Consider the following 25,633-nt stretch of genomic DNA (forward strand, 5'->3'; position numbering starts at 1 on the left):
CTATCGACACGGGCGTTATCGGATCGTGCTGGTGCACGTACCGTATTCGACTTCTACGTATTCGGTGATGGTGATGGTCGGTGTGGATCGTTAGGTGGGTTCGCGGCGCAGGGCGGCGTAGTAGGCCCAGTCTCGGGAGGCGAGCGTGGCCCAGCGGATCGCGGTGATGTTGTTGAGGCCCAGGACCTCGGCGAGGACCGCGGTGGGCATCTCACTGGCGAGTTGGAACATCGCCGCTTGGCGAGCGTGGTTGGGCGGTATCCCCAGGCTGACTAGTTCGCCGCGGACGTTTTCGGTGACCAGCGGTTTTCCGGGATTTCTGCCGGGGAAGAGCCAGTTCGAAGTGGCGTATGAGGCTGGGGCGCCGAAGTCGAGGTGGTCGATGACGAGTTTGTTGAGCGGGTCGGGCAATTCGATAGCGATGCTGTCGAAGGTGACAGTGACCTCGCCGCCGCCGTGCACCTCGATTTGGTCGCGCCGCATCCGCAATGTGCGGACGAGGGGCTGCGCGAACAGCAGCATGAACAGTCCTGCGACACGTGTATATCCGCGAATTGTGTTGTTGTGCAACAGTGTTTGGACATGGTCCCAGCGGAGGTCATGAGCCATCGCCACATTCGGGGTGGGTCGAGGCGGTACCGGAACTGCGACTGCATGGGTGATTCTGGAGCTCGTGGTCCAGCGTAGGAAACCGCTCCCGAGGGTGCTGGCTCGGGTGGGGAACTCGGTGAGGTAGTCATCGAGTTGGTGCTGGTTGAGGCTGGCCAGTGTCAACCCTCGGGCGTTCAGCCAGGTGAGGAAGCGAACGGCGCTGGACAGGGCAGCGCGTGCGGTGTCGAGCGAACCGGCTGTGAGGTTGCCGGCTGCGTCGAGCTGTCGGAGGCGGCGTAGCAGGCGCCACCGCGCGTATTGACGCACGAGGTCAGCCTGGGCTTTGGGCAGGTCGCTGACGTTGTCGGTGAGCCAGCGGGTGATTGCGTCGACGGCGATGGAGTGCGGTGTGAGCACTCCGGTGGCGACGAGTAGATCGTGAACGTAGGAGACGTTGCGGGTGGTCGGGAGCTCGTCGAAGGCGGTGTGGGCGATGGCGAGTGCACCGTTGGCCATGTCGGCGAGGATGTCGGGTCGGCTGGTGGGGCGTGTGAGCCAGTACAAGGTGGCGCGCGGATCTCGCGCGTCCATCAGCGCGCGGAACACGGGTACGAGCTGATGGTGAACTTCGCTGGTGGCGGGGTCGTTGAGCAGTGTCATCAGCCGGTCTTCGAGGGTGCATTCGGCGCAGTAGGCGCCGAAGTGTTTGTCCTCGCTGTTGCAGCAGGGGCAGGCGTAGATGGGTTCGTTCCCGGTGCATGCCGCGCAGCTTGGTCGACGTTGTTTGTCGTAGAAGGCAAGGATTTTCGGTTCGTCGCAGTGTGGACACTGCCTGGGCTTTCGTCGAAAGCGCAGCTCACAGTTGGGGCAGACTGGCTGATCCAGGATGTGGCGCCGACCTGGTCGGTGCTGTCCGCAGTGCGCGCACACTGTCGCGCGCGCCCCGCGATCGCCGGTCACTCGCCCGTTTTGGGGCGTCGAATGGTCGAGCGGATCGGCCGCAGGTCGCCGATGCCCTGGGTTTCGTGGTGGCCGGTGGTACCGGTCTTGGCGTTTTCGACGGGTTCAGTGACGAGTTCGAGCAGGTCGTTGGGGGTGCAGTTGAGGATGTCGCAGAGCGCGGCAAGGACTTCGACGTTGATGCGTTGGGGTGTGTTAGTGACGAGTCGATAGACAAATGTTCTGGTCAGCGTGATGCCCCGGTCGGCGAGTAGCGGCATCAGCTCGCTTGTCTGAAACATGCCGTGGGCGGCCATCAGCTGGCGCAGGTTCCAGCGCACCGTGACTCGTCGATCTGACATGATCAGCCTTTCCCGTCCGGTGAATAGACCCTGCTCAGAGCAGTGCGCAGGACTCGTCTTTTGAAGTCGTTGCTGACCGAGGTGTAGATCGCGGTCGTTGACGCATAAGCGTGGCCGACCTGTTCCTGAACAAATCGCTCGGGGTAGCCGAACTCGATGAGGTGGGTGACGTAGGCGTGGCGCAGGCAGTGCAACGTCAACTCCGGCGGCAGACCAGCACCGTCACGAAGTTCAGCGAAGCGAATATCCAACCGCACCGCGGTGACCCGAGTCAGGCGTTCGGTCACCCACAACGCAGGATGGTCGGCGACGTCGTAGCGATCACGGGCGTGTTCGACCCATTGGCGTAGGCCCGCGACGACCCAGTCGAATTCGGGCACTACCAGGACAGTTCGGCGGCGGGGCGTTCCGCCGCGGCCCTTGCCGAAGCGGACGTGGACCGAGCCGTAGGTGCCCCATTCGCGAACATGAGGATTTGGTCGCAGGTCGGCGATATCGAGGTGGCACACCTCGTTTCGCCGCAACCCGAACGCGTAGACGGTTTTGACCATCTGTGCATCTCGCAGCGCCGCGAGCGCGCCTTTGCGTCCTGACCGGGCTATGCGGTCGACGCGGTCATCGACGAAGCCGAAAAGGTCCTCGACTTCGTCGTAGGTGAACGGGCGTCTGGCGGGCCGTCCTTCGTAGTCGCTCAGGTGCGCTGCGGTGTTCCACTCGTGGCAGATCTGGCTGGGAACTTGCCCGAATCGGTCGTGGCACTGCCGGGCCCATTCGTAGCGGGCGTCGGTGAGGTAGTCGCAGAACATTCGCAGGATCAGGTGGTAGCCGCGGATCGTGGAGGGCGCGAGGTTGCCGGTCGAGGTGAGCGAGACGGTGAAGTCCTCGACATCTCCGGGCAGCCACGTCCACGGGTATGTCCCGGTGAATTCGACGAAACGGCGGATGAAGGTCAACCGCGGTGCGACGGTCGAGTCGGCCAGCAACCGAGATTTCTGCTGGTTGGACCACCCTTTGAGCATCGCTTCGAATACGGCGGTCGGTTCGTCGAGATGGGCAATGCCGGGGACCAGGATCAGTCGGGCCAAGCCAGGAACCTCAGCCAATCAATCCTCCGGTGTGTACTTAGATGCAACAATGTTGCTTCACAGTACACGTGCGTGGAGTGGGGTCAAGGGCCAGCGGCAACGCGGTTGATGGCATACGGAGCGAGCCGAATACGTGACCAGCGTGACGCTGAGAATGTTGCATCTGGCGCAATAGGCAACAGAAGTATCCGAGATGCCAGATGTCTGCATGTTAAAAGGGGCGGAGAGAAGCGAGGAGAGGTGTGTGGGAGCGTGAAAGAGGGTGCGGGAGTAGTGGCGAGAGGTGCGGCGTAGGGCAGGCATGGGCTGGAGGCAGCGGTGGTGAGTATGGCGGGCTACTGCGGGGTGCTTCGGGTGGGGATCAACGGGTGGAACGCGGTTGATCCCCACCCGTCGGCGGGCTCAGTCCGGCGCTGCGATCGGTTCCCAGCCGATCGGCGCGCAGGCGTAGTGGCGTCCGCTGAGCGCGACGACGTCGCCGACCGAGAGCGAGCGGCGTCCGCCGCTGTACCAGCGGGTGGTGAGGTGTTCGTCGCCGGGTTCGGGGTGGTCGTTGAGTGCATCGAAGATCCGGCCGAGCACGACGTCGTCGGGACCGCCGGTGTCGCGGGCGAAGACTCGCTCGAGCAAGGCGGTGTCGGCGAGGCGGGGTGTGAGGTCGAGATCGAACCGGTCGGCGAGGGTGAGTGCGGTGCCGGGGGTGTAGCCGGTGATGAGCGCGAGTGGGTCGTTGGCGAGATAGACGGTGACGAGGACCGATCGGTGTCGGCGCAGGGCGCGGGCAGCGACGACGCCCAGTCGTGTGAGGTAGCGGCGGGCTCGGTGGAACACGAATACCTCCGGTGAGAGTGGAATGGGTTGGGACACCAACTCGCGGTCCGGTGACGGTGCGGCCGGGTGGCGGCGCTGGGTCAGACGAACCAGGCGCGGAACTGGATTTCGGTGTATCCGGTGGGCGCGGTGTCAGCGACGCTGATGCGTTGGCGCGCCCAGGATCCGATCAGGCCGTGTTCGTCTTCGAGGTAGCCCTCACCGCCTTCGACGGTGAGCGCGGCCAAGGGATGGGCCTCGTCCTCGGTCGTGGAGTCGTCGAGGAGGTACACGCGGCGGTCGTGGTTGATCAGGTACGGGCCGCTCGCGCGATCGGGGACCGGCGTCTGAGGGAGCGCGTGGGAGAGCTGACGGAGGTTAGCCGGTGGCTGGGTGCCAGGTTCTGGGTCGGCGGACGCGCCGACCCAGACGATGCGCGTCGGTGTCGTGAGGATTCGTGCGACGTCGGAGACGAACCAGTCGTCTTGTCGGGTGGCGTGCTCGGCGAGTTTGTAGAAGATCTCTGGATCGAGGTGGCCGATGACTGTGTCGGAGTCCTCGGCGAGGAAGACAGGTTTGAAGGGTTGGCCCATCGCGGTTCACCTTTCGGATCGGGTGTAGGTGCAGTGGTGAGAGCTGGGGGTCAGCCGGGTGGCGGGACGTGCAGCCACCCGAGCGCGGTACAGGCGTAGTGACGTGAGCCCAGCGCGATGACGTCTCCGACCATCAGGCGTCGGCGCGCGGGGCTGTAGCCACGGCGAGTGCTGTGGTCGTAGGTGTCGGGGCGTCCATCGCGGACAGCGTTGGCGTGCTCGGTCACCGCCCGGTCGTCGAAGCTGGCGAACATGTCGTGGAGGATCTCGACGTCGGTGTTGCGCGCTGAGACGTTGACGAGGAAACGGTCGGTGAGGACCAAGGTCATGCCGGGCGGGTACCCGCGGAGCATGGTGTGCGGTTCGGTGGCCAGATACGCGGTCACGCAGAGCTGCCGCAGCGCGGTACCGCTGGGTTGTGGTCGGAATCGGCGGCGGGCGCGGGGGTGATGGGCACGGCCGAACACGGGAACCTCCATCGGGTGAGCGGTTGGGGCACCCAGTCGCGCGGTGCCCCAACCGACTACGGAGAAAACGGGTCGGGCGAGGACGAGATCAGGCGGCGGTGTTGTCCCGCGCCGCCGGCACGTACAGGCCGAGGTAGACCCGGCACTGAGTGCAGAATCCGTCGTCGTGGACGGGCAGGTACTGGGTGCAGCCCTCGCACCGCCCCGCACGCTGGCCGGGGGGAAGTGCCCGCGCTTGCCTGCGCGGCGCGGGCCGCACCGGCGCGGACTCGTCTTCGAGGTCGGCGAGGGTGGGCGCGCCGGGCAGATCCGGATGCGTGGCGAGGAATCCGTCGACGACACGGATCAACCACTCGGGTGCCCGTCGACGTACCTCGGCGAGGAGCGCGCACGCCGCGTCGCGGTAGTGCTCGGCGAAGTAGGTGCAGTACGCGGTGGCGAGTTCGGACAGTTCGAACCCGGACTCGAGTTCGGGCAGACCGGTGCGGTTGTCGCTGCGGCAGTAGTCACACAGCCCGTCATCAGAGCGCAGCACTCCGTCACGGGTGTGGATGGGGCGTTGGTCGGTGGCGGCGCGTTCGACAAAGCACGACACGCACCGCCATCCCGCGACGGGGTTCATGGCGGTGCGGAAGTCATCGAGCCCGTTGCCTTGGAACATATAGGAGTCACGACGATCCGAGCGAGAGCCCAGTCCGGTGCGCCGCTCTGCCCACAGCAAGGAGTGTTCGTGCGATTTCACGGGGGCACCGGCCTCGGCGCGGTCGAGGTCGTGTTGGTCGGCGACGAACGCACAGTACTGGTGATCCCAGATCGCTTCGGAGACCTCGGTGGGCAGCGGTGCACGCTCGCCAGGGCGGCGCGGTGTCCAGCCCGGCTGGGTTCCGGTGAATCGGACACCGCGCGCGATCAGTTCGGCCATGCGTTGGCGCAACCTGGCTTGGGTGTCGACTTCGGTGTCGACGAACAACGACTCGGCGACGTAGTCGGCGACTTCGAACGGCTCCGCCTCGGCGGGCCGTCGTTTGCCCCGCGCGCCGACACGGGCACGGATCTGCTCGGGCCGCAACCTGGAGGCATCGACGGCCCGGGAAGCGGGCAACGTCAGTCGGGGCAACGGGTTGCGCCACAGGCGGATCGATTGGCGTGGCATTTCGGCGGCGAGGAGTTGGACGTGGAGCTTGGCGAACTCGTCGGCCGCGGTGGTCTCGGGATCAGGGTTGGCTTTGGCCCGGGCTTCCAGGATTTGGGCGAGGTCGTGGTCGGCGTGGGAGTGCAGGACCGGGTCGGTGTCGGGGACCAACCGCACCAACCGTGCCCGCTCGAGGTCGTCACCGGCAGCCCACCGCGCGCGCAAGCGCCGCAACGCTGCCTCACGCGGGTAGAGGGTGAAGACTTCGACCATGTAGTCGAGCACGTCCCAGTCGGCGTCGGTCGCCAGGTCAAGCGCGCCGCGGAACGCACGCTTGGCGGCGCGACGGTCACGCTCGAAGGTGAGCCCGATCGCGGAGATCGCATCGAGGAACGCCGCGGTGCCCGGCTCCGGCACCGGCTCGACAGCGGGATCGGGAGTGACGGTGGCGAACTCGGCCGGTGTGACGAGTGTCGGACCGATGAAGGTGCTCGGGTCGAACTCGGGCTCGACGACTTGAGTGGCAACGGCACCTGTGGGCACAGGGGTGTGAGGGGCTACGAGGGTGGACACAGCAGATCTCCTGACTAGGACGAGAGATTCGACGGCACCCGGGCGCGCTGGAACTGCCACGCTTTTCGCACAAAAGAGGGTGCCGGGCTGGGGTGGGCCCAGCCGAGGGCTACCGACCAGGACCGTGGGCGACACGACGGCGGGAACGCGCCTGGGCGTGCGGAAACGAATTCCCCGCGCTGACAGCAAGACCAGTGGGTGGGGCTGGTGGTGGCGCGGGGAATTCGTTTGTGCCGGGCGCGGGCCCGATGGCGTGGCGCACGCGGTCCTGGTAGCCCTCGATCGGCTGGGCCCACCCCAGACCGTCACCCGGACACACCACCTCCCGACAACCTCACGACCGTCGGCCGCCGACCTATCCGGATGCGGTCAGGAGACCGGCGCGCTCAGAACGGTGGTTCGCCGAAACCTGCACCGGCACCAGCGAGTACAGGCGTTTCCCACGACTCACGCCGATCATCACGATCGGTGGCGTCACCGGCCCATGGAGCCGCGGGCCCGCTCGCCGTGGGGGTCTCGCTGCTCGTATGGGTGGTGGGTACCGTGGCGTCGCGCTGGCCGAACCCACCGCCGCTAGTCCGGCCGGTGGTGCGGGTAACTTGGGCGCGGGCGAAACGCAAGCTGGGCCCGAGCTCGTCGACCTCGATCTCGTAGATGGTGCGCTTGTCGCCCTCGCGGGTTTCGTAGCTGCGCTGCTTGAGCCGTCCCATCACCAGAACTCGCGCGCCCCTGGACAACGACTCCGCGGCATTCTCGGCGGCCTCGCGCCAGATGTTGCAACGCAGGAACAACGGGTCACCGTCACGCCATTGGCCGGTGTTGCGGTCGAAGACCCGTGGCGTGGAAGCGACGGTGAAGTGGGCCACCGCCACACCCGCAGGTGTGAAAGTGAGCTCTATCTCGGAGGCCAAGTTGCCTACCAAGGGCAGTGTCGGCTCGCTGGGCATAGTCGGACCTTTCTGATCGTGAGGACACATCGAGGACGTCAGGCAGTTGGCCAGGCGTCGGAGCCCGACCGGTGATGGGTGAGGGCGGACCCACAGGTGGATACCGGCACAGGGCGTTGCTATTTGACGAGGTCGTTGTAGAGGTTGTTGATGGTGTCGGGGGCATGGGGCAGGTGCGCGCGGACACCGGCGGGTATCGGGGCCGTACCTTTGTTGCTCCCGGCGAAGTAGTGGGGTGCGAGCACGAGCTGGCTGCTCGGTCGGTGGAACCAGACCGGGACGAGGCTGCCGGTGAACCTGCTGCTCGAGGCATCAGGTGGCCGCCGCATTTCCTCAGGGCTGGCCAACACCACCGACTGATCCCAATACGACAAGACCAACGCGACAGGCTCGTGGGAGGTGCGGGTCCACTGGTGGAAATCGATTTCGGGGAACGGGGTGACCACCGCGCCTTGCGGTGCGTCGCAGTCGTGAGTGAGCACGTGACCGACGATCACCAGGTCACGTTGAGTCCCGGTGATGCGGGTCGTGAAGTCCTCAGGGTTGTTCGGCATCGGGCTCCTGTGGGTGTACGGGCGCGATGGTCGGGCCGTGGTGGTCGGTCAGGTCGTAGGCGTCGGGCAGGTGTCGCAGGAGTTCACCGAGGGTGAGTGAGATCAGGTGGGGCTCGTGGCACACACGGTGACCAGCGACCGAGGTGGCACCGTCGAGTTCGATCGTTTGCGCTGCGAGCCAGTCGATGTCGCCGGTCTCGGTACGCGGCACCGTGACCGGCAACCACGCCTCGACGTGGCTGGCGATGGACTGCCATGCGCTGTGGGTGAGGATCCGTATGTACTTCGCGGAGGCGAAGGTGCCGCGGGGGCCTGCGACGTGCAGGCAGTAGTCGTACACGGCCAGGTTGGAGGGGCCGTCGATCCAACGAATCGACACCGACCTGTCGCCGATCGGCATGACAGTGAACGCGGCGTCGGGCCAGCGGCGGCGCAGTGCCGCGGCGAGCAGTTGGGTGTTGGCGTCGGCGTCATCGGGTTGGACCGGCAGGATCCGGTACCAGGTATAGAAACTCGGCCCCTGGACTCGGGCCCGCTCCCAGAATCGGCATATCCCCACGGTCGGATCGGTGTCGCTGTGATCGGTGAGGATCTGCTCCAGCGTCGCGTGGACCTCCTCGACCGACAAGCCGTCGGCGACGATGGTGCGCGCGGACTCGTCCAGGACGCGGAATCGGTCATTGATGTGTAGTCGTGGCATCAGCTGGTCCTGTTCGATACCGCCGGTGTCCGGCATTGGCTCGGATGTGGCGAAGGTTGTGCCGAACGCGCGGATCTGAGAGCCGCCAATCAGGTGATGTCGAGGCAGAGGTCGGCCGCGACCACCACTCCGGCCTCGGCCAGGCTCCGGATCTCTTCGGGGGGCAGGTGCTCGTCGAGCGCGATCGCCAGCAGTTCCGCCATGGCGTGGGTCGGCTCAGCGTCGAGTGCGGTCGCGATCGCGATCCCAGCGAGCACGGTGTTCGCGCGGTGGTAGGCGCTGTAGGCGAACATGGTGGCGGCCTCGGCGCGGTCGAGACCGTCGGTCGCCGACGCGATCTGGCGCCATAGCGCCTCTGCCGCGCTGTGGTACTGGCTGCGGGCGAGGCCGTACATGATGTCGCGGATGGTCCGGTCGCGCAGCAGCGCGACAACCATGGCGAGATCCTGTGCGCTGGGCCGCTCTTCTTCCGCTGTGCTGATCTGAGACAGGACCCACAGAATGCGGTCACGTCGGAGCTCGCGCACGCGATCGGGGGTGCGCGCGGCGGCGAGGTCGTCGCGGTAGCGGGCAACAGCGCCACCGCGATAGGGCAAAACCTGCTGGGCGAGGACCGGGTCTGAGTCGAGCAGGTCGGCGAGTTCGTGACGTGCGGCGTAGATCTGGTGGCCGCAGACGACCCGAGCGAACGCGACGGTGGAGGCGCGAGGATCACCCACGCTGCCATCGCGGCCGTGTCTCAACAGGTCCCGGTACTCGACACCCGTCGCGATCTGCGCGACCCACCAAGCGTGACTGGGCTCGATCCCTGCTCGAGCGAGGTGGCCCAGCAGATATTCTGCGTTGGTCGACCAGGTCGGGCGGTCGTCGATGACGACGACCATCGTGGAACTGGAGTTCTGGCACTGACGTACCGATTCCAACATGCGCGCCAGACCACGGGCTTCGGCAGGGCCTGCGGCGGAGTCGATGTCGAACCGGGTCACGGCACCGATCACCTGGACGCCTTCGTTCTCAGGGTGGGAACCGAGCAACGCCACCACCAGTGACCGGGTGGGACAGAATCCGAGCATCGCCGGAATCGCGGAGATCAACTCCCCGGGATCGGCGACCCGGCCCAAAGCGATGTTGCCCTCCGCCGGATCGGGATCGCGGACGGGCTCATCGAACTCGGGGGCGCGGACTTCATCCTTGGCTTCCATGACAGGTCCCTTTCGGACTCGCGCACGATATTGCGGACGAATCCGCGTGAAGTTCTCGCCGGCCTACGTGGTCGGCGCCGACAGGACTGACCTTGCTGTGAACGGGCGTGTCTGCGCCGGGCTACGAGGCCGCGCAGAGTTATTGGTCTGGACCGGCTAGAGCCGCGCCGACAGGGTGATCGCTCATCGGATCTACACATCCACCGCGCGATCGGCCCGAGGTACCACCACAGTGGCGACAATGGCAGCATGCTGCCCGATGACGACTACGCGAGCTTGGTACCGAATCCGCCGACCATTTTCGGGTTGACCGAGCTACGCGATGCCTATATCGATGCGGTCGCCGACGAAGAGAATCCGCGCCCGATGGCCGAGGAGCGTCGTGCCTACTTCGACGGTCTGTGTGGACTGTTCGACTTCGATCTGCCGACCTCGCGCAAGGCCGTCGGTTGGAATCGGGCCCGGTATGTGCACGGCCTGGTCCTCAATGCCGCGAAGTCGTTGCTACGCACCGGCAGCCCGTGGGACGGCTACCTCGAAGCCGGGGCACTGCTCGAGGCGCTCGATGATCTCGGTATCGGTCAAGCACACCGGTCGATGGTGGTGGACCTGCGCACGACGGTGGAAGCGTCGCGGTCCAAGCATCGGGCGCTGTTGGACCTGTTGCTGACCGGGTTGCTGGGCGAGCGCGCGCAGCTGGTGTTCACGCTGGCAGATCTCGACGCCGCCGGTATCGAGCGTGCGGTGCCGATCCGCTATCTGCCTGACTGACCACGATCGGATCGGATCGGGCATACCGGGTTTCAGAACGCCTCGGCCACCGATTGCCGGGTCGACGTGGCACGAAGCGGCTCCGCTTCGCTGTGGCCACGTCGACCGGCCATCACTCGATCGCTGCGCAGCCAACGACCGAGCAGCAGTGATTCGCAGTCGGTGTCACGTTGGATCGGCGCGGTCGGACACTCGTCGTCAGTGGTGCCTGCGGAATGAAAGTTGCTAAGCCTCAACATCTTCCGCTACCAGCTGACAAAGAAATTGGCGGCAGGCGCGGGCACAACAATGTCGCTACGGTCAATGATGCCCCGGTCCAATCCCCTCCGGACCGGGGCGCAACACGCCCACCGTCTGCTGCAAGCCACCCAAATCAGGCGGCGAGGGCTTCGACCATTTCGTCCCCGACCGGCGCGGCGGCCGGGTTGTCGAGATCGATGTCGTTGTAGTCGATCTCGCCGGTGATAGCGCGTTCGACATCGACAAGCGCGAAGCCTTTCCTCGCGCCGAGGTCGGCGAGAAAGTTCAGATACCGGCCTGCCCCGGACGGGGGCCTGCGCCAGGAGTCCTTTTCGATCTGCGACTCGAGGGCACCGAGGACCAGTGCGAGCACGATTACCCACGCGCGCCCAGTCGCCGCTGCGGCGATCTTCTCGGTGAGTTCGCCGGTGCTGGTGACGCCCAAGAGTTTGTGTGTCGTGGTGGATGCGCCCCAGCTCGCGAGCAACCCTGGTTCCCGGTTCAGCGACGTGGCGACGAACATCGCGGTCCCGGGTGGGGCTGTCCGCGCGGTGAGCAGTTCGGTCAGGAACTCGATGCGGCGGATCTTGGCGGCCGAGCCCTGCTTGTTCAACTCGATCACCCGCCGCCGCGCCGCCCGCGCTGCCTCCCGGTCAGCCTGCTCGGTGTCGGTCGCGTCGACGGGATCGTCGGCACGGTCGACAACGGGCTCGGGGACAGGGACCTGGAGTCCGCTGGCAGGCAGGTGTTCGGCGAGCAGGTAGTAGGCGGGAACCCATCGCTGTCGGGTCACCAGCCCGTGAGCGCTGCGCAACCCCTCGCCCGGTTCTATACCGGGTTCGGTGGCGTCCCAGTCGACGGTGTCGGGATCGACGAGCTCCCCGGTGTCCTCGGCAATGAGATCAGCGTCGCTGTCGTCGACAACAACATAGACCGCCCACCGATAGGCATCGGCGTAGATCTCGGTCTCGGTCACCGTCTCACCCTCACCGGTGACAAGGTCGGTGGCAGGGATCAGGTTGGTGGGTTCGGTGGCGAGGTCGGGGTCCTCGGTCAGGACGCCGAACCCGATCTCGGCGTAGGGAAGTGCCGCGGCCAGCCGGGCACGGGTCATGGCTCGATCTTGCTCGATCAAGGTGGCGCGATATCTGAAGTTGATGCGGGGGAAACTGAGCTGGGCCACGGCGTCGGTGTCGCCGAGCGCCTCGTAGTGCGCGATCGTCTCGAGCTGAGGCAGCGAGTACTGGGAATCGTCGAGCAGCCCGCGTGCGGTGGCGGATCGACCGATCACCCCTGCGGTGCGGATCTTGGCGTGCTCGGTCTGCAATCCCTCGGCGATGCGGGTCACGCTGGCACCGAGGTCGAGCATCAACGCGACGCCGCCGGCGCGGTCGGCATCGGTGATCGGGATGCGCCGGTCGTTGAGATTGAGCTGACGCAGCGCCCGGGTGATCCGGCGTTCATTGATCTCGATGCTGGTGTCGACGTCGGTGATCCACACCGGCACCGTGCCCACACCTTCTGTGATGGCGATCAGGGTGCGGACCTGACCGTCGAGGACATGCAAGCTGCCGTCGGTCTCGCGTTCGACGAGTACCGGTGCCTGCACCCCGAACGCCTGGATCGAGGCGGCCTGCTTCGGATGGTCGGCGGGGTCGAACTCCTGGCGGATGTTCTCCCCGATCACCAGCTCACGAGGATCACGGAAACCGGCCTCGGCATTGAGCGGCGGCACCACCTCCAGCGCGGCGTTCGGCGAAGTAGTGGCGTCGGCGTCGGGGTTGTCCTCAGCGTCGCGTGGGTTGGGTTCGATCTGCTCGGTCTCGGTGAGCTCGTGGGTGCCGGGTTCGGCCAGGGTGGCGGGCATAGGAATTCCTTTCCGGAATACGAAACCAGCGCACCCACGGAGCCGGTGGGCGCGCTGGTCAGGTGGGTGTGGGACAGAGTCAGGCGCTGCGGCGACGGGCGGCACGAGCGACGTTGACCGGCCGTAGACGCAGAACACCGTCGTTGTCGGCGGTGTAGGTCCAGTGCCGTCCCCTCCACCGGGGATAGTCCGCGCGCCATCCAGCGATCGCCGTCTCGTCGGTCAGCGCGCTGATCGGGCCAGCGATGCCCAAATGCTCGCGTCTGACGAACTCCGCGCGCTCGATCGAGTCGACAACGCCCGGCACACCGGTGGTGGTTGCTGGGTCGGTCGGGGAAGCGATTTCGGTGGTGGATGTGGACATGACAGACCTCCTGAGCGTTGAGGAAATCTCGGCTTCGAACCGGTGGGGTTGTCCTGCGGCGTCGCGACAGCCGAGTGCGATAACCAGGGCATATGCTGAATGTTTGCTGACTGTGTCCGTGGGACTGATCAGGTGATGGCGAGGGCCGGATGACCCGATTGCCGCACTACGCCGCGATGCTGGCCACGGCGGGCCAACTGCCCGCCGACGATGACCGCTGGCGTGTTAACTGAACTAGCGTCGTAGTTATTGCAGGTCAACGCCGTTCGCTGATAGCTTCTGCCGCCATGCGCGATGACGAGCGGCCCAGAGACCTCGACGTGTTGGTGCTGCCTATGGTCGGCCGGTTGGAGCGGACGGATTCGGCGTGGGAGCCGTATCGCCTATTGGGTGCGGATGGTGAAGTGGTGTCTTCTGCCACACGATTCTTCGCGGAGTTGCAGGCATCGGATCGCTCGGTGTCGACAATCCGCTCCTATGGGCTGGATCTGTTGCGATGGTGGCGTTTCCTGACTGTGCTGGGGGTGGAATGGGACCGCGCGATGCCAGCGGATGGCCGCGATTTTGCGCGGTGGATGAAGATCGCCGACAAGCCCGTACGTCCACATTGGCGGCATCGCGGTGACGAAGCGGGGGCGGCCGGTCGGGGTGAGAAGGGCACGGAGACAACAGAGTTAGCGGTCCTGAATCCGGTCACCGGTAAACCTGGCCAGGGTGTGAAATTCTCGGCGGCCACGCGTGCTCACGCGGAGACGGTGTTGCGTTCGTTCTACGAGTTTCAGTTGGGCATCGGGTGCGGGCCGCTGGTCAATCCATTCCCGCTGGATCGGGTGCGCCGTGCTGGGCGCGTGCACGCGCACCACGATCCGTCCGATAGGTTCGGGAACGAACGCGTGGGCCGTTACCGTCCCACGGTGCCCAAGCGGATTCCGCGGAGGATTCCGGACGAGCAATTCAACGGCGTGTTCGCGGGGTTGCGGTCGACCCGGGATCGTGCGTTGTTGGCGTTCTGGGTGTCTACGGGTGTGCGTGCAGAGGAACTGTTGTCGTCCGGGCAAGACAGCCCGGATGTTGGTCAGCAGGTGATCGCGGTGACGCGCAAAGGTTCTGGTGCGGTCCAGCGAGTTCCGGCCTCGCCGGATGCGTTCGTGTGGTTGCGGATCTATCAGGAAGAGCTGTGGCGTCGCGGCGCGCCGCGGGGGCGGGGGTTTCCGCTGTGGTTCACATTGCGGCAACCGTGGCGGCGGCTGTCGTACCCGGCGGCGCGAGCAATGTTCACGCGGGCACAGGCGTTGCTCGGGTCGAATTGGACCCTGCACGATCTGCGTCACACAGCGGCGTACCGGATGGCCAGCGACCCGGAGCTGCCGTTGTTCGACGTGCAGGCGATCCTCGGCCACGTCTCCTTGACCACGACCCAGCTGTACCTCACGCCGAGCGAGGATGAGGTGATCGAGCACGCCCTGGCCCACTACGCCCGCCGCGCCAACACGCGTGCGGCAGCAGTGCCCGCGACTCCGGCGCCCGGCTACAACCCTGCCGCGCTCGATGTGCTGTTCGGGCGGCCGTGATGACTACCGTCAGGGGTCGCGGGGTCTCGAAGCTGCCCGCCAGCGCCGACCCGCACAGAGCCGTGGCGCCTCGCCATACCGGGCCGGTCGCTGAGCGCCTACTCACACGCTTCCCAGCCCGTCGAACCGCACCGCCGCGAAATACACACAGTGCAGGACAGGTGCTGGCGACGCTGAGCGGTCCGAGCTTTCTGCTGGCCGGCCAGGAATCGACGCAAGCGCTCGGTGTGCAGGGCGCGAGATGGCTGTTGGACTGGCTGGTCACGTTTTCGGGGACCACGTGGCAGCAGCGCTGGGATGCTAGCGGCGCGGCGCGCTGGGGATCGGAGTGGAGCACCCCGGTCCGGCGTTGGCTGCTCGCGCGGGGCATTGAGTGCGAACCAGTGATGATGTTGGATTGCGGGTTGGCGGGATTGTTCAGTGCCGACGTGGTGCGCCCGGGTTTGGAGTTCTTGTTGTCCCAGCGCCGTACGGCGTTTTGGCGGGAGTGGGCGGGCCCGTGTCGTGACCGTCGCGGGTTCGCGCGGTTGCAGGCAGGTACCGATGCGGCGATGTGGGATTCGATGCAGGGCCGCACTGCACGTTGGTATATCACCGCGCTGATACTGGTCAAAGGCGGTGGTATCTCGAAGATCACGGTCGGCGATTGCGTCCAGCTACGTATCGCCGAAAGGATCGTGTGCACACCAGGCAACAGCCGCCATGGCTTCTACATGGTGCTACGTGACATCGGTTGCTTTCCTGCCGATTCGCCACCGAGCCTGCATTGGGTAACTCGCCGCAAGGGCCAAGCCAGTGTGGAGGACATGGTCGACCGTTACCGCGTCGCCAACCCGGCTGTACGGGCGGTGTTCATCGACTATCTCTCCGAACGCCAACCCGCACTAGACTATTCGACGATCGAAGATCTCGCGCGCACGCTGGTGGGGCACTTCTGGGCGGACCTCGAAAAACATCATCCCGGCATCGACTCGTTCCGCCTCGACCGCGAGATGGCGACGGCATGGAAACGGCGTCTCCAGACCAGGCCCGTGCGCCGTCGACAACCCGATGGCTCGTTCGCCGAAATCCAGGTCCCTCGGGTCCAGTACATCAACCTGCTCACCGCGGTGCGCGCGTTCTATCTCGACCTGGCGTCGTGGTCGGCCGCGGATCCCGCGCGGTGGGCGTACTGGGTGGCTCCGTGTCCGATCACCCCGGCTGAAACCAGTAGCAAAAAGCTGGAACGCCGCCGAAAAGCGCGTATGGATCAACGCACACGCGAACGGCTTCCGATGCTGCCGACCCTGGTCCGTATCGCCGAGCAGCGTGCCTCCGACGCGAAGACTTTCGTCGCGGCGGCCTTGGCGGCGGCGCCGGGCGGCCGGTTCAGTGCAGGCGGACAGGTGTATGTCCGGTCCAAGCCGTGGACGCGTGCAGGGGCCAACGACATCCCAATCGTCTACGACGAAGCCGGTCGCAGAATCAAGCTCCGCGAGTTGGAGAACCGAGCGTTCTGGGCGTGGGCCAGTGTGGAAGTTTTGCGTCACACCGGTGTCCGGATAGAAGAACTGCTCGAGATCAGCCACCACAGCATCACGCAGTACACGCTGCCTAGTACCGGTGAGATCATCCCGTTGTTGCAGATCGCGCCATCGAAATCCGACGAGGAACGGGTTTTGGTCGTCGGCCCGGAACTGGCCGATGTGCTTTCGGCGATCGTGTGCAGAGTGCGAGGAACGGATGGACGGGTGCCGCTGGTGCCGTTCTACGACATCGCCGAGCGCGTCTGGAGCGAGCCCGCGCCACTGTTGTTCCAGTGGAACAACGGAGCGCAAGTCCGTCCCGTATCGGCCGGGATGATCCGCACGGCGCTGACCGAGCTACTGGAAGCGACCGGTGTCAAAGACGCTGCGGGGGCGCCGTTGTACTTCCAACCGCACGACCTGCGCCGGATCTTCACGACCGAAGCGATCATGAACGGAATGCCCCCGCACATCGCGCAACTGCTGTTGGGGCACAAGGACATCAACACCACCATGGGCTACAAGGCGATCTATCCGCAGGAAGCGATCGAAGGACATCGTGGCTTCATCGCCCGTCGCCGCGCGCTGCGCCCCGGTGAGGAGTACCGCACTCCGACCGATGCCGAGTGGGACGAATTTCTCGGCCACTTCGAGCGCCGCAAACTCGCCTTGGGCGATTGCGGGCGCGCTTACGGCACAAGTTGCCAGCACGAGCACAGCTGTGTCCGGTGCCCGGTACTGCGGGTCGACCCCGCCCAGCGCCACCGGCTCGCCGAAATCCGCGACAACCTCACCGTTCGTATCGCCGAAGCGCAGCAGGCGGGTTGGGTCGGCGAAGCCGATGGGTTGGCTGTGAGTTTGGCCGCCGCCGAGGACAAGCTCTCCCAGATCGACGCGCGCATCGCGCGCGCCGGTACCGTGTGTCTGAGCCTGCCGAGCTTCCCCGACATCGCCGCTCGGTCAGCCGTGATACCCGTCCGCCCGGATTGAACGGCCGGCCAGCCACCGCCCGGTTTGTGGTAGCGACCTCTGCGGTCGACGCCCGCGCTTTCCGAAGCTCAGTTATTCGGGGTTCCGGTAGAGCCTGTCCATCTGCGGGCGTTGTTTGGTCTTCGTGTGCGTGCATGGCCGCAGCCTGGGGTGCTATCTGCGTGTGGGGTTGGTGTGTCGTGGGGTCAGGAAGTGGTCGATGTCGACGATGAGGAACAGGGCGGTGGCGGTGGTGACCACCTGGGCGTGGTCGTTTTCGATGGTGGCGCGCAGGTGGAGTTTGCGGCCGTCGCGGGCGTGGATGTGGGCGCGCAGGGTGTAGGCGGTGTCGAGCAGGACCGGGGCGAGGTAGTCGATGGCGAGGTGGCGGGTGACGGCGAGTTCTTCCACGCTGTAGAGCAGAAAGCCGAACAAATCGTCGAGGACGGTGGCGACCGCGCCGCCGTGCGCGATTGCCGGGGCACCCACATGGCGAGAGTCGAAGCGGTGGTGGGCGTGGACACCGTGGGCGTCACCTCGCACGCGCAGCTGGTGACCGTGCGGGTTGGCCGGACCGCAACCGAGGCAGTGGTCGTGGTGAGGCGGCAGGTCGGCGGCTTCGGACGGGGCCACGGGGAATGCGGGGAACCAGTTCTCCGACCCGGGGGGAAGGGGTCCGGTGGTATCGGGTGTGCGGCTCATAGGTGCTTTCTGTGGGGTGTGTCACCGGGTGGTGGCGAACAGGATGTCGCAGTGGGCTTTACGAGCGAGTGCGATCGGTGGGGTGGTCAGCAGCCGGGCCAGCAGCGGTGATCGGTGCGCATCGGCGGTGACGATGAGGTCAGCGCCGGTGGCAGCGGCCAGGTGCAGCAGGGCGTGCGGGGTGGGCGCGGGCAGGATGTGGGTTTCGATGTCGGTGGCGCCGTGGTTGATCGCGTGCTGGTGGGCGGTACGCAGGATGGTGTCGGTGGGGGTGGTGCCGCGTAGCTGGTAGGCGTCGGGTCCGAGCCGGTCGAGGTCGGCCCCGAGATCATGTTCGTCGATGTCGTGACGGACGCAGATGATCAGGAGCCGGGCGTGGGTGGCGTGGGCGAGTTCGGCGGCGTGGTCGACCACGCGGTAGGAGCGGTCGGATCCGTCGGTGTCGACGATGATCGTGCGATAGGCCGTCATGACGGGCGTCTTTCATGGGATGGACGGGTGTGGGCGTGGTGTTCGGAATCGGCGGGTGGTGGGGCCGGGGGCGAGGAATGCCAGCACGATCGCCCCGATCGTGGTGAGAGCGGCCAGGGTGAGCGCGGCTTGGCCGCTGCCGTGCACGAACGCGGCCTTGGCGAACTCGGCCAGTGGCGCGGCTGCGGGTCCGGCCTGGTCGGCGACCTGCAGGGCGGCGGCCAGGGAATCGGCGACCGGGCCACGGGCGGGCTCGGGTAGGCGGGGCAGGGCGGGCGCGATGTGGTGGGAGTAGCCGGCGGCGAGCACACTGCCGGCCACGGCGATCCCGATCGCGGCGCCGATCTCGCGGGCGGCGTCGTTGACCGCGGCGGCGACCCCGTGTTTGGCCTCGGGGGTGTCGGCGACGATGGCGTAGGTCGCTGGGGCGGTGCACAATCCCAGGCCCGCGCTCATGATCAGCAGCGGCCACAGTAGATCGAGGTAGTGCGCGGCGAGGGTCAACCGGCTCACCAGCACCAGCGCGGCGGCGATGGTGAGCAGGCCGGTGACGGTCATCGCCCGCAACCCGACCTGGCCCGACAGCCACGGCGCGATCACCGAGATCACGACCAGCGGCACCACCATCGGCGCCAGCGCCAGTGCCGAGGCCAGCGGCCCGTAGCCGAGGATCAGCTGCAAATACTGCACCAGTAGCAGGAACACTCCGAAGGTGACCAGGAACTGGATGGTCACCGACAGCGATCCGGCACCGAAACCACGGCGGGCGAACAACCGCACGTCCAGCAGCGGTGCCGCCGAGCGCAGCTCGACGACCACGAACGCCACCGCCGCCGCGACACCGAGCCCGGCGGTGGCGGCGACGAGCGGGTCGGTCCAGCCGCGCGCGGGGACCTCGACCGCGGCGAACACGATCGCCGCGATCGCGACGGCCACCGCGCCCGCGCCGACCCAGTCCACCGGCGGATGCTCGCGTTGGCGGGACTCGGCGATGGTGCAGGCCAACCCCGCCAGCACTGCCCCGGCCACGGTCAACCCGACGAACACCGACAGCCACGACCACTGCTCGAGCAGTAGCCCGGCGCCGAGGATGCCCAGTACCGCCCCGGACCCGGCGACTCCGGCCCACACCCCTACCGCCCGGCCACGATGGGTAGGAGGGAAGCCCGCGGTCAGGATCGACAGTGTCGAGGGCATCACCAGCGCCGCGCCCGCCCCGGCCAGCGCGCGTGCCGCGATCAACCACGCCGGGTCGGACAGCAGCAGCGGCAACGCCGAGGCGGCGGCGAATACCGCCAGTCCCGCGACCAGTACCCCGCGACGCCCGTAACGGTCACCGATGGCTCCGGCGGGTAGCACCAGACATGCCAGCACCAGGGTGTAGCCGTCGACGATCCAGGTCAGCTGGGCTTGGGTGGCCCCGGTCGCGACCGCGATCTGCGGCAACGCCGAATACAACGCCGCCATCGCCGCGACCACCAGCGCCACCGCCAGGCACGACACCGTCAGCATCCACCACTGGGCCCTGGTCCAGCGGGCGATCTCGACCGTGTCCGTTCCGGGTGCGGTCACCGGCACCTCCCGACGTTGTAGACCAGCAGTCTCTGTGCGAGACCGTCAGTATCATAATGGTCGGGGTGTGGGATGATGTCTACACATTCGCAGGGTTGAACGACACGAATCGCAAGGAGCGCGCGGCCATGACCGACCCGGACCCCGCAGCGGCCGACCCGCTCACCACGGCCCCGGAGCAGGCCGATCCGCGGCTGGCACGCTCACGCAACCGGTTGCTCGACGCGGCCAGCCATCTGTTGTCCACCGGTGGTGTCGAAGCGGTCACAGTCGAGGCGGTCACCCGCGTGTCGAAGGTCGCGCGCGCCACCCTCTACCGGCACTTCGGTAGTACCACCCAACTGCTCGCGGCGACTTTCGAACGGCTGCTTCCGCAGGTCGACACACCGACCAGCACCGGGCCCGTGCGCGAGCGGCTCGTCGCGCTGCTCACCACCCAAGCCGACCTGATCCAACAGGCCCCGGTGCAGATGACCACCCTGTCCTGGCTGGCGATGGGTTCCATCGGCGAGGACCACCCAGACCCGGCCGCGGTCACCTCGCTGCGCGCGCGCGTCATCGAGCAGTACCGCCACCCGTTCGACCAGATCCTCACCAGCCCACAGGCCCGCGCGATGCTCGGCGAGCTCGACACCACCTTCGCCATCATCGAACTCATCGGCCCGATCGTGTTCGCCCGTCTCACCGGACTACGCACCATCGACCACGACGACTGCACCCGGCTCGTCGACAACTTCCTCACCGCCCACCGAACAAACACCCCGACACACACCCCTATCGACATCGCCACCCCGTAACCACAGATCCCGGGTCGCGCGGGTCAGAACAACGTGTCGCGCACCCGCAGCGGCCGGTACCCGGTCTGGCCCAGCTGGGCCAACTCGGCGTCGATGTCGACCTCGATCGCGCCGAAGAAGGTGATATTGGCGCTGTGGGCAGGGCTGATGTGGGTCAGGACTTCGTCATCGATACGCTGCCCGGCCCGGCGCATCTGCTCGATAGCGAGCCCGTAATGCTCCGTGGTCCAGGCGATGTTGTAGTTCAGAGAAGGGCCTATGAAATGAAACATGACGGCCTGAGGGCTATCGCCTATATCGATGACCAGCTGCGGCTCGAGTCGCGCAACGGCAACGACATCACCGTCGCCTGGCCCGAGCTCGCCGGGCTGGCTCCGGTTGAGCCTGGTTTCGTGGTCGATGGGGAGATCGTGATCGAACACGCGGGCCGGTCCTCGTTCCAGGCGTTGGCTCCGCGGATGCATCAACGCAACCCGGCCACGATCCGGGCGCTGGCGGAAACGTCTCCGGCGACCTATCTGATCTTCGACCTGCTCCACATCGGTGACCGTTCACTGATCGAGTTGCCCTACGCCCAACGCCGCGAGCTCCTCGAACGCATCGGGCTGGCTGGACCGCATTGGCGGATCCCGCACCTGCTCCCGGGTCCTGCCGCTGCCGCTTTGGAGGTATCGAAAGAACTAGGGGCCGAAGGCATCGTCTGCAAACGTCGCGACAGCTGGTATCTGCCCGGCCAGCGAAGTCCGGCCTGGATCAAGATCAAGAACGTCAGCCATCAAGAGGTCGTGGTGATCGGGTGGAAGAGCGGGTCGGGTCGACGCGCGGGACAGATCGGGTCGTTGCTGGTGGCGGTGCCCGATGACCGGGGAAGTCTCGAATATGCAGGTAGCGTCGGGACCGGGTTCACCGCCGCGATGCTGACCGATCTACGCGAACGCCTGGCACCGCTGCAACAGTCGGACCCGCCGATCCCCAGCCTTGGACGTACCTCGGACGGAGTGGCCTGGGTTCGGCCGGCGCTGATCGGGGAGGTGGCGTTCACCGAATGGACCAGCGACGGCCGGTTACGGCATCCGAGCTGGCGAGGGCTGCGGCTGGACAAGGATCTCGACGAGATCGAAACCCCGACCGGGCGGCCGTGAAGCCGGTGCCGAGACCCTAGTCGGCTGGCGTGAGTGCATTTCCGCTCCACGTGGTCACCTGCCAGGGTTTCGTCGATGGCAGACCCTGGCTCGGTACCGCGAACAATGCCGGTGTGTGGTGAGCGTTCGGGCGGCGCATCGGTACAGCAGCCAGTGACGACGTCGATGGTCAGTAGGGCTGGTCATTCCAGTAGTCGAGCTGTGGGGGCGGGCTTTCCGCTGCCGCGAGCATGTCCCGCATGCGGGACAGCACAGCCGCCGACGATTCGCCGGGAGTGAAGCCGACGTGGGGCATCGCGAGGATATCGAGCACGGCACGCACGTCCCGGAGGCTCGGCGGGTTGGACGATTCGGCAACCAAGCCGCGATGCACGTCTTCGGCGGTGATGTCGGTATCGGGCTCAATCTGATCGATCACCAACGCCACGATCGCTGCCTGCTCGGCCGGGATCGGATCGCCATCATCGGGGACCACGGTCATCAGCGTAGTCCGATCTCGGCATCGGTCCTGTACGGCTGCCGTGATGCCGGGTTCAGTCGTCGGCGGTCACCATCAACGCTGTCGAGGCTGGCCACGGGTATGTGCCCGGGGTGTCGTCGACGGCTTCGACGAGTACCCGTTCCGGATCGCCCAGATAGTCGACTTCGAGCACCCTGAACACCGTTGCCCCATTGGGGTGTAATCGCACCCGCGCACCAACCTCGAACCTCATGGGTACAAGCTAACCGGATCGGCGGGGGAGCAAATCCGCGACATACTCCTCGGTCCGTTTCGGTGACTCGACATGACGGCTACTTGTTGAATGGTGAGGCGGCCGAGCTGAAACTGAGGTAGTAGGTACCGCCGGGAAACACGTTCAGCAGCAGGAATCCCCCGTGAGCGGCGTGGTGGCGGATCAGCTCGATCAAGGTGACGCCGTCTTGCTCGTCGGTGAGGGAGATGTATTCGACGAAGTCGTCGCCGCCGACCGCGGTGTCGGTGAAGTTGAAGTAGCTGTCGTAGCCGAGCGCGTACACCACCTGGGAGGAACCGTCGGGTTTGGCGGGGTCTGCCAGTAGCCGTGGTACTCCGTTCGAGAGTAGGTAGGTGCCTTGGTCTTTGGCCCATGCCAAAGCGGGTGGGATCGGGTTGGGTTTGTTGTCGTCCCAGGTGGGCCAGGAATGTTCGGTCGCGGCCATCGCGTGTTCGGCGATCGTGCTGACCTGGCTGAGTGGGAATCGCAGCTCGAATTCGCCTGTGTGCATGTCCATGGTCGTCCTTCTGTCGGTGGATGATTGAAGTGCGCAGTGGCGGGCCGGGGTACGCCCGCTTTAGCCGCCATTGCGACGGCGAACTCTGTCGGTGCCCCACGGCATGCTGGTGTTCGACGGATCGGCAGCAAGGGGGAAGTGCGATGGGCAGCAATGCTGGTAGCGGGGAAAGCGCGGACTATCTCGACAAGCACTACGTCCATCGGGACTGCGTGAGGCCAGGTCAGTCGCAAACCTCACCGATCTGGAACGCCTACCTCAAACTCCTCGTCGACCCGTTCGTCGACGAGGACATCGATTTTCGGTATTGCGATGAGGACGAACTCCACGAACTGATCTGGCAGCGGTGGGCCGACGCCGGCGTTGACAACGACGTCAGCATCGACCACGAGCTGGATCTCTCGGAGGGAACCTCGGCCGCGAAAGGCTGTCGGATCGACTTCGTCGCCACCTACGACGAGGGGCATCGGGTCGGTATCGAGATCAAAGGCGCGGGATGGTGGGCTTTGGATGTGGTGCAGGATCAGCTCGTCCGATACGCCGAGACCGGGCAGATCGACTCGCTGTTGCTGCTGACCGCCGATCCTGAGATGACCGAGATCGACTGGCCCAGTGATCTCACGGTGCCGTTGTTCATCGTCCTGATCACAGGGCGGCGGTCCCGGTTGTAGAAGGGGCGAGTATTGCCTGCTGGGCCGGGACCTTGGTGTTCGGAAATCGGGCCGCGGTGCCATCGAGATCACGACAGAGGGCTACCTCGGATCAGCAAACTCGCTGAGACGCTTCTTGTTTGACGCCGCGGCTGGTCATCGAGTGCCCGGCGCCCTGCGTGCGGGGTCCGATCAGCGTCGCGAAGAAGTCGACGGGTTCTGCGGAGACAGCGCGTGCTCGGGGCACCACTGTTCGACTGGGAGACGCCCCTGACCGTTCCCGGTGGGCACGGTGAAAGCCACGAGCCCCAGCCATGTCCCGTCCGCGACCCTGGCCCAAGCTCGGAGGAGGCCAGGTGTGGTATCTGTCAGGCGTAGGCCGCCTTTGCGGATGCCGAGGCGGACCTTGTTGACACCGAAGTGCGCCGGTCGGGTCACGATCGCGGTCCCGAGTTCGACGGTGACCGGCAGCGGGGGCTCGACGATCCGCCACATCGGCGCTGTCGGGTCGTGCGGCCAGGTCTCGAACAACGACGACGAACTGTTCACCGTGGGGTCTGTCGGTAGCTCTGGCAACCCATCGGCGATGGCGGTTTCAAGGGCCGGTTCGCCGCATTGAGCCCGTCGACGCGGAACTGTCGTTGCTTGTGCGCGTCGATGCGGGCGAGGACGTCATTGATCTGGTCGGCGGACGCGACCGCACCGAAGGCTGTCGCGTCACGGAGTTGCCGACCGACCGGGGCCAGGGTGGCTGCGGTTGATTCCGGTGTCGGCGGCGGGGTCATGTTCGGCACGTTACTCGTATTCGAACAAACTTTCGATAATGAGGTTCAGGGTCGAAGGTGTTGTGGTTGTCCACAGAGTTATCCACAACATGTGGATGCAGGTGAGAGTGGCTCACCATCTGTCGGTCGGATCGCCGACGGATCCAGTTGGTGATCGGGTCAGTGGCGTGGGCCGGTGTGGATGTGGAGGTATGCGCAGTCGATCACCTCCCACAGCGACGCGTCGCGAAGTCCGTGCTGGTCGGCGAGCTCCATCGCTGTGACGGCGATCGCGATGACATCCCAGGGCCGTATCGCCGGTGATCGCCCGTCTGATGGGTCTGGGTGCAGGCGCAACCGTTCGAGGGTGTCGAGTTGTCCGGTGCTCAGGATGTCGTCGGGGTCGCCGTAGGTGTCGTAGAGGTCGGTAGCGATCGAGATCAATCGTGCTGTGGTGACCGGGCCGATCGCGGCCGCGACCTCTGCGTTGTCCGCCATCGCGGTGGCGATGTCGGCCAGGGCTTGGGCCTGGTTCCATCCGTCGAGGAAGGTTCGCATGATTTCGGCAGCGCCGCCACCGACCGCCATCCCCGCGATCGCCTCGCGCACAGAGGAGTTCAGTGCGGGGGCTGCTGGCTCACCGCGGGCGTGGGCGTCCTGACCGACCTGGGCCCAGTCGATCGGCGCGGCCCGCGGAATCAGGTCCGGGGCGGGGTGGTCTGTGCAGGTGCACTTGAAGACGCCACACCGGCCGGGTCGCCCGGTGGATTGCTCGGCGGTGTGACCGCACGAGCACAGGGGCGAGGGGGAGTGTTCGTGGTCGACCGGGTCGAACTGGTGGACGTTGTTGGTCTTGTCGACCCACTGTCGGGGCGGCGTAACCCCGACTGCTTTGTCGGCTTGCAATGGCGCGATCGGTGCCTGGCATGTTGCGCACCGTTGATAGTAGGAACGTTGTGCTGGCGAGGCACGCTGGTCCTGAGCGCAGTGTTCGTCGGTCACTAGTGCACCCTCTTCTGTCACAGGTTCTCCATCCATTGGT

Annotated in this window: 26 protein-coding genes and 1 pseudogene; 6 read left to right on the forward strand and 21 right to left on the reverse strand. The window is 66.1% G+C overall.

Going from position 1 to position 25,633, the window contains the following annotated elements:
- Positions 1-90 precede the first annotated feature (90 nt).
- The 11 genes from ATM97_RS30900 to ATM97_RS30950 all read right to left on the reverse strand — a co-directional run bounded on the left by ATM97_RS30900 (position 91) and on the right by ATM97_RS30950 (position 9,955).
- Positions 91-1,251: a hypothetical protein gene (locus tag ATM97_RS30900; RefSeq protein ID WP_218721758.1), complete on the reverse strand. Its 1,161-nt coding sequence runs from the start codon at positions 1,249-1,251 to the stop codon at positions 91-93.
- A 296-nt stretch (positions 1,252-1,547) separates the two neighbouring features.
- Positions 1,548-1,892, reverse strand: coding sequence for a helix-turn-helix transcriptional regulator (locus ATM97_RS30905; RefSeq protein ID WP_218721759.1), 345 nt, complete (start codon positions 1,890-1,892; stop codon positions 1,548-1,550).
- A gap of 2 nt (positions 1,893-1,894) precedes the next feature.
- Positions 1,895-2,977 (reverse strand): tyrosine-type recombinase/integrase, encoded by a 1,083-nt coding sequence (locus tag ATM97_RS30910; RefSeq protein ID WP_308248685.1) that lies wholly within the window; start codon positions 2,975-2,977, stop codon positions 1,895-1,897.
- A gap of 402 nt (positions 2,978-3,379) precedes the next feature.
- Positions 3,380-3,808 carry a hypothetical protein gene (locus ATM97_RS30915; RefSeq protein WP_062990297.1) on the reverse strand — a complete coding sequence of 143 codons (429 nt, stop codon included), beginning with the start codon at positions 3,806-3,808 and terminating at the stop codon, positions 3,380-3,382.
- An 80-nt stretch (positions 3,809-3,888) separates the two neighbouring features.
- On the reverse strand, positions 3,889-4,380 hold the full coding sequence (locus tag ATM97_RS30920) for a hypothetical protein (RefSeq protein ID WP_062990295.1): 492 nt from the start codon (positions 4,378-4,380) through the stop codon (positions 3,889-3,891).
- A gap of 50 nt (positions 4,381-4,430) precedes the next feature.
- A complete protein-coding gene (locus tag ATM97_RS30925; RefSeq protein ID WP_157125489.1) occupies positions 4,431-4,847 on the reverse strand; it encodes a hypothetical protein in 417 nt (138 codons plus the stop codon).
- An 88-nt stretch (positions 4,848-4,935) separates the two neighbouring features.
- Positions 4,936-6,552 carry a hypothetical protein gene (locus ATM97_RS30930; protein ID WP_062990291.1) on the reverse strand — a complete coding sequence of 539 codons (1,617 nt, stop codon included), beginning with the start codon at positions 6,550-6,552 and terminating at the stop codon, positions 4,936-4,938.
- Between the two features lie 386 nt (positions 6,553-6,938).
- Positions 6,939-7,499 (reverse strand): single-stranded DNA-binding protein, encoded by a 561-nt coding sequence (locus ATM97_RS30935; protein ID WP_062990289.1) that lies wholly within the window; start codon positions 7,497-7,499, stop codon positions 6,939-6,941.
- Positions 7,500-7,618: 119 nt separating this feature from the next.
- Positions 7,619-8,053, reverse strand: a complete 435-nt coding sequence (locus tag ATM97_RS30940; protein WP_062990287.1) for a hypothetical protein — start codon at positions 8,051-8,053, stop codon at positions 7,619-7,621.
- Positions 8,037-8,753 carry a hypothetical protein gene (locus ATM97_RS30945; RefSeq protein WP_218721761.1) on the reverse strand — a complete coding sequence of 239 codons (717 nt, stop codon included), beginning with the start codon at positions 8,751-8,753 and terminating at the stop codon, positions 8,037-8,039. Before ATM97_RS30945 ends, ATM97_RS30940 begins: the two co-directional genes overlap by 17 nt.
- A gap of 89 nt (positions 8,754-8,842) precedes the next feature.
- Positions 8,843-9,955 carry a DUF4192 domain-containing protein gene (locus ATM97_RS30950; protein ID WP_062990280.1) on the reverse strand — a complete coding sequence of 371 codons (1,113 nt, stop codon included), beginning with the start codon at positions 9,953-9,955 and terminating at the stop codon, positions 8,843-8,845.
- A gap of 249 nt (positions 9,956-10,204) precedes the next feature.
- Between ATM97_RS30950 and ATM97_RS30955 the strand changes: the two genes are divergently transcribed.
- Positions 10,205-10,726: a hypothetical protein gene (locus tag ATM97_RS30955; protein ID WP_062990278.1), complete on the forward strand. Its 522-nt coding sequence runs from the start codon at positions 10,205-10,207 to the stop codon at positions 10,724-10,726.
- 373 nt (positions 10,727-11,099) lie between these two features.
- Here ATM97_RS30955 and ATM97_RS30960 read toward each other — a convergent pair whose 3' ends face one another.
- Together ATM97_RS30960 and ATM97_RS30965 are read right to left on the reverse strand one after the other, a co-directional pair.
- On the reverse strand, positions 11,100-12,833 hold the full coding sequence (locus tag ATM97_RS30960; RefSeq protein WP_062990274.1) for a ParB N-terminal domain-containing protein: 1,734 nt from the start codon (positions 12,831-12,833) through the stop codon (positions 11,100-11,102).
- A gap of 79 nt (positions 12,834-12,912) precedes the next feature.
- Entirely contained in the window at positions 12,913-13,197 is a 285-nt protein-coding gene (locus ATM97_RS30965; RefSeq protein ID WP_062990272.1) for a hypothetical protein, read from the reverse strand.
- Positions 13,198-13,484: 287 nt separating this feature from the next.
- Between ATM97_RS30965 and ATM97_RS30970 the strand changes: the two genes are divergently transcribed.
- Together ATM97_RS30970 and ATM97_RS30975 are read left to right on the forward strand one after the other, a co-directional pair.
- The gene (locus ATM97_RS30970) at positions 13,485-14,768 is read left to right on the forward strand and encodes a site-specific integrase (RefSeq protein ID WP_218721763.1); all 1,284 of its coding nucleotides are present in this window, start codon (positions 13,485-13,487) and stop codon (positions 14,766-14,768) included.
- 161 nt (positions 14,769-14,929) lie between these two features.
- A complete protein-coding gene (locus tag ATM97_RS30975) occupies positions 14,930-17,263 on the forward strand; it encodes a site-specific integrase (RefSeq protein ID WP_245914564.1) in 2,334 nt (777 codons plus the stop codon).
- A gap of 153 nt (positions 17,264-17,416) precedes the next feature.
- Here the strand turns inward: ATM97_RS30975 and ATM97_RS35115 are convergent, their stop codons facing one another.
- The 3 genes from ATM97_RS35115 to ATM97_RS30990 form a co-directional block, all read right to left on the reverse strand.
- Positions 17,417-17,731 (reverse strand): PaaI family thioesterase, encoded by a 315-nt coding sequence (locus ATM97_RS35115; RefSeq protein WP_374104922.1) that lies wholly within the window; start codon positions 17,729-17,731, stop codon positions 17,417-17,419.
- A gap of 234 nt (positions 17,732-17,965) precedes the next feature.
- Complete coding sequence (locus ATM97_RS30985) at positions 17,966-18,415, reverse strand: universal stress protein (protein ID WP_101465742.1); 450 nt, start codon at positions 18,413-18,415, stop codon at positions 17,966-17,968.
- A 12-nt stretch (positions 18,416-18,427) separates the two neighbouring features.
- Positions 18,428-19,927 (reverse strand): MFS transporter, encoded by a 1,500-nt coding sequence (locus tag ATM97_RS30990; RefSeq protein ID WP_170112309.1) that lies wholly within the window; start codon positions 19,925-19,927, stop codon positions 18,428-18,430.
- Between the two features lie 188 nt (positions 19,928-20,115).
- Here ATM97_RS30990 and ATM97_RS30995 point away from each other — a divergent pair, with 188 nt between their 5' ends.
- Positions 20,116-20,784 carry a TetR/AcrR family transcriptional regulator gene (locus ATM97_RS30995; RefSeq protein WP_101468442.1) on the forward strand — a complete coding sequence of 223 codons (669 nt, stop codon included), beginning with the start codon at positions 20,116-20,118 and terminating at the stop codon, positions 20,782-20,784.
- Positions 20,785-20,807: 23 nt separating this feature from the next.
- Here ATM97_RS30995 and ATM97_RS31000 read toward each other — a convergent pair.
- Positions 20,808-21,029 (reverse strand): annotated as a pseudogene (locus ATM97_RS31000) (Tn3 family transposase); the annotation flags it as partial.
- 18 nt (positions 21,030-21,047) lie between these two features.
- Between ATM97_RS31000 and ligD the strand changes: the two are divergent.
- The gene (gene ligD / locus ATM97_RS31005) at positions 21,048-21,926 is read left to right on the forward strand and encodes a non-homologous end-joining DNA ligase (protein ID WP_255588674.1); all 879 of its coding nucleotides are present in this window, start codon (positions 21,048-21,050) and stop codon (positions 21,924-21,926) included.
- A 169-nt stretch (positions 21,927-22,095) separates the two neighbouring features.
- On the opposite strand, the gene ATM97_RS31010 is transcribed toward ligD, so the two are convergent.
- Both ATM97_RS31010 and ATM97_RS31015 read right to left on the reverse strand, forming a co-directional pair.
- Positions 22,096-22,401, reverse strand: coding sequence for a hypothetical protein (locus ATM97_RS31010; RefSeq protein ID WP_218721766.1), 306 nt, complete (start codon positions 22,399-22,401; stop codon positions 22,096-22,098).
- A 317-nt stretch (positions 22,402-22,718) separates the two neighbouring features.
- Positions 22,719-23,177 (reverse strand): DUF3085 domain-containing protein, encoded by a 459-nt coding sequence (locus tag ATM97_RS31015; protein ID WP_101465745.1) that lies wholly within the window; start codon positions 23,175-23,177, stop codon positions 22,719-22,721.
- 20 nt (positions 23,178-23,197) lie between these two features.
- Here ATM97_RS31015 and ATM97_RS31020 point away from each other — a divergent pair, with 20 nt between their 5' ends.
- Positions 23,198-23,848 carry a hypothetical protein gene (locus ATM97_RS31020; RefSeq protein ID WP_211300395.1) on the forward strand — a complete coding sequence of 217 codons (651 nt, stop codon included), beginning with the start codon at positions 23,198-23,200 and terminating at the stop codon, positions 23,846-23,848.
- 524 nt (positions 23,849-24,372) lie between these two features.
- Here the strand turns inward: ATM97_RS31020 and ATM97_RS31025 are convergent.
- Together ATM97_RS31025 and ATM97_RS31030 are read right to left on the reverse strand one after the other, a co-directional pair.
- Complete coding sequence (locus ATM97_RS31025; protein ID WP_062984935.1) at positions 24,373-24,612, reverse strand: DUF6374 family protein; 240 nt, start codon at positions 24,610-24,612, stop codon at positions 24,373-24,375.
- Between the two features lie 159 nt (positions 24,613-24,771).
- Entirely contained in the window at positions 24,772-25,497 is a 726-nt protein-coding gene (locus tag ATM97_RS31030) for a hypothetical protein (RefSeq protein WP_062984933.1), read from the reverse strand.
- Between the last annotated feature and the right edge of the window lie 136 nt (positions 25,498-25,633).

The organism is Nocardia sp. MH4 (genome assembly GCF_019266065.1).
Taxonomy (GTDB): Bacteria; Actinomycetota; Actinomycetes; order Mycobacteriales; family Mycobacteriaceae; genus Nocardia; species Nocardia canadensis.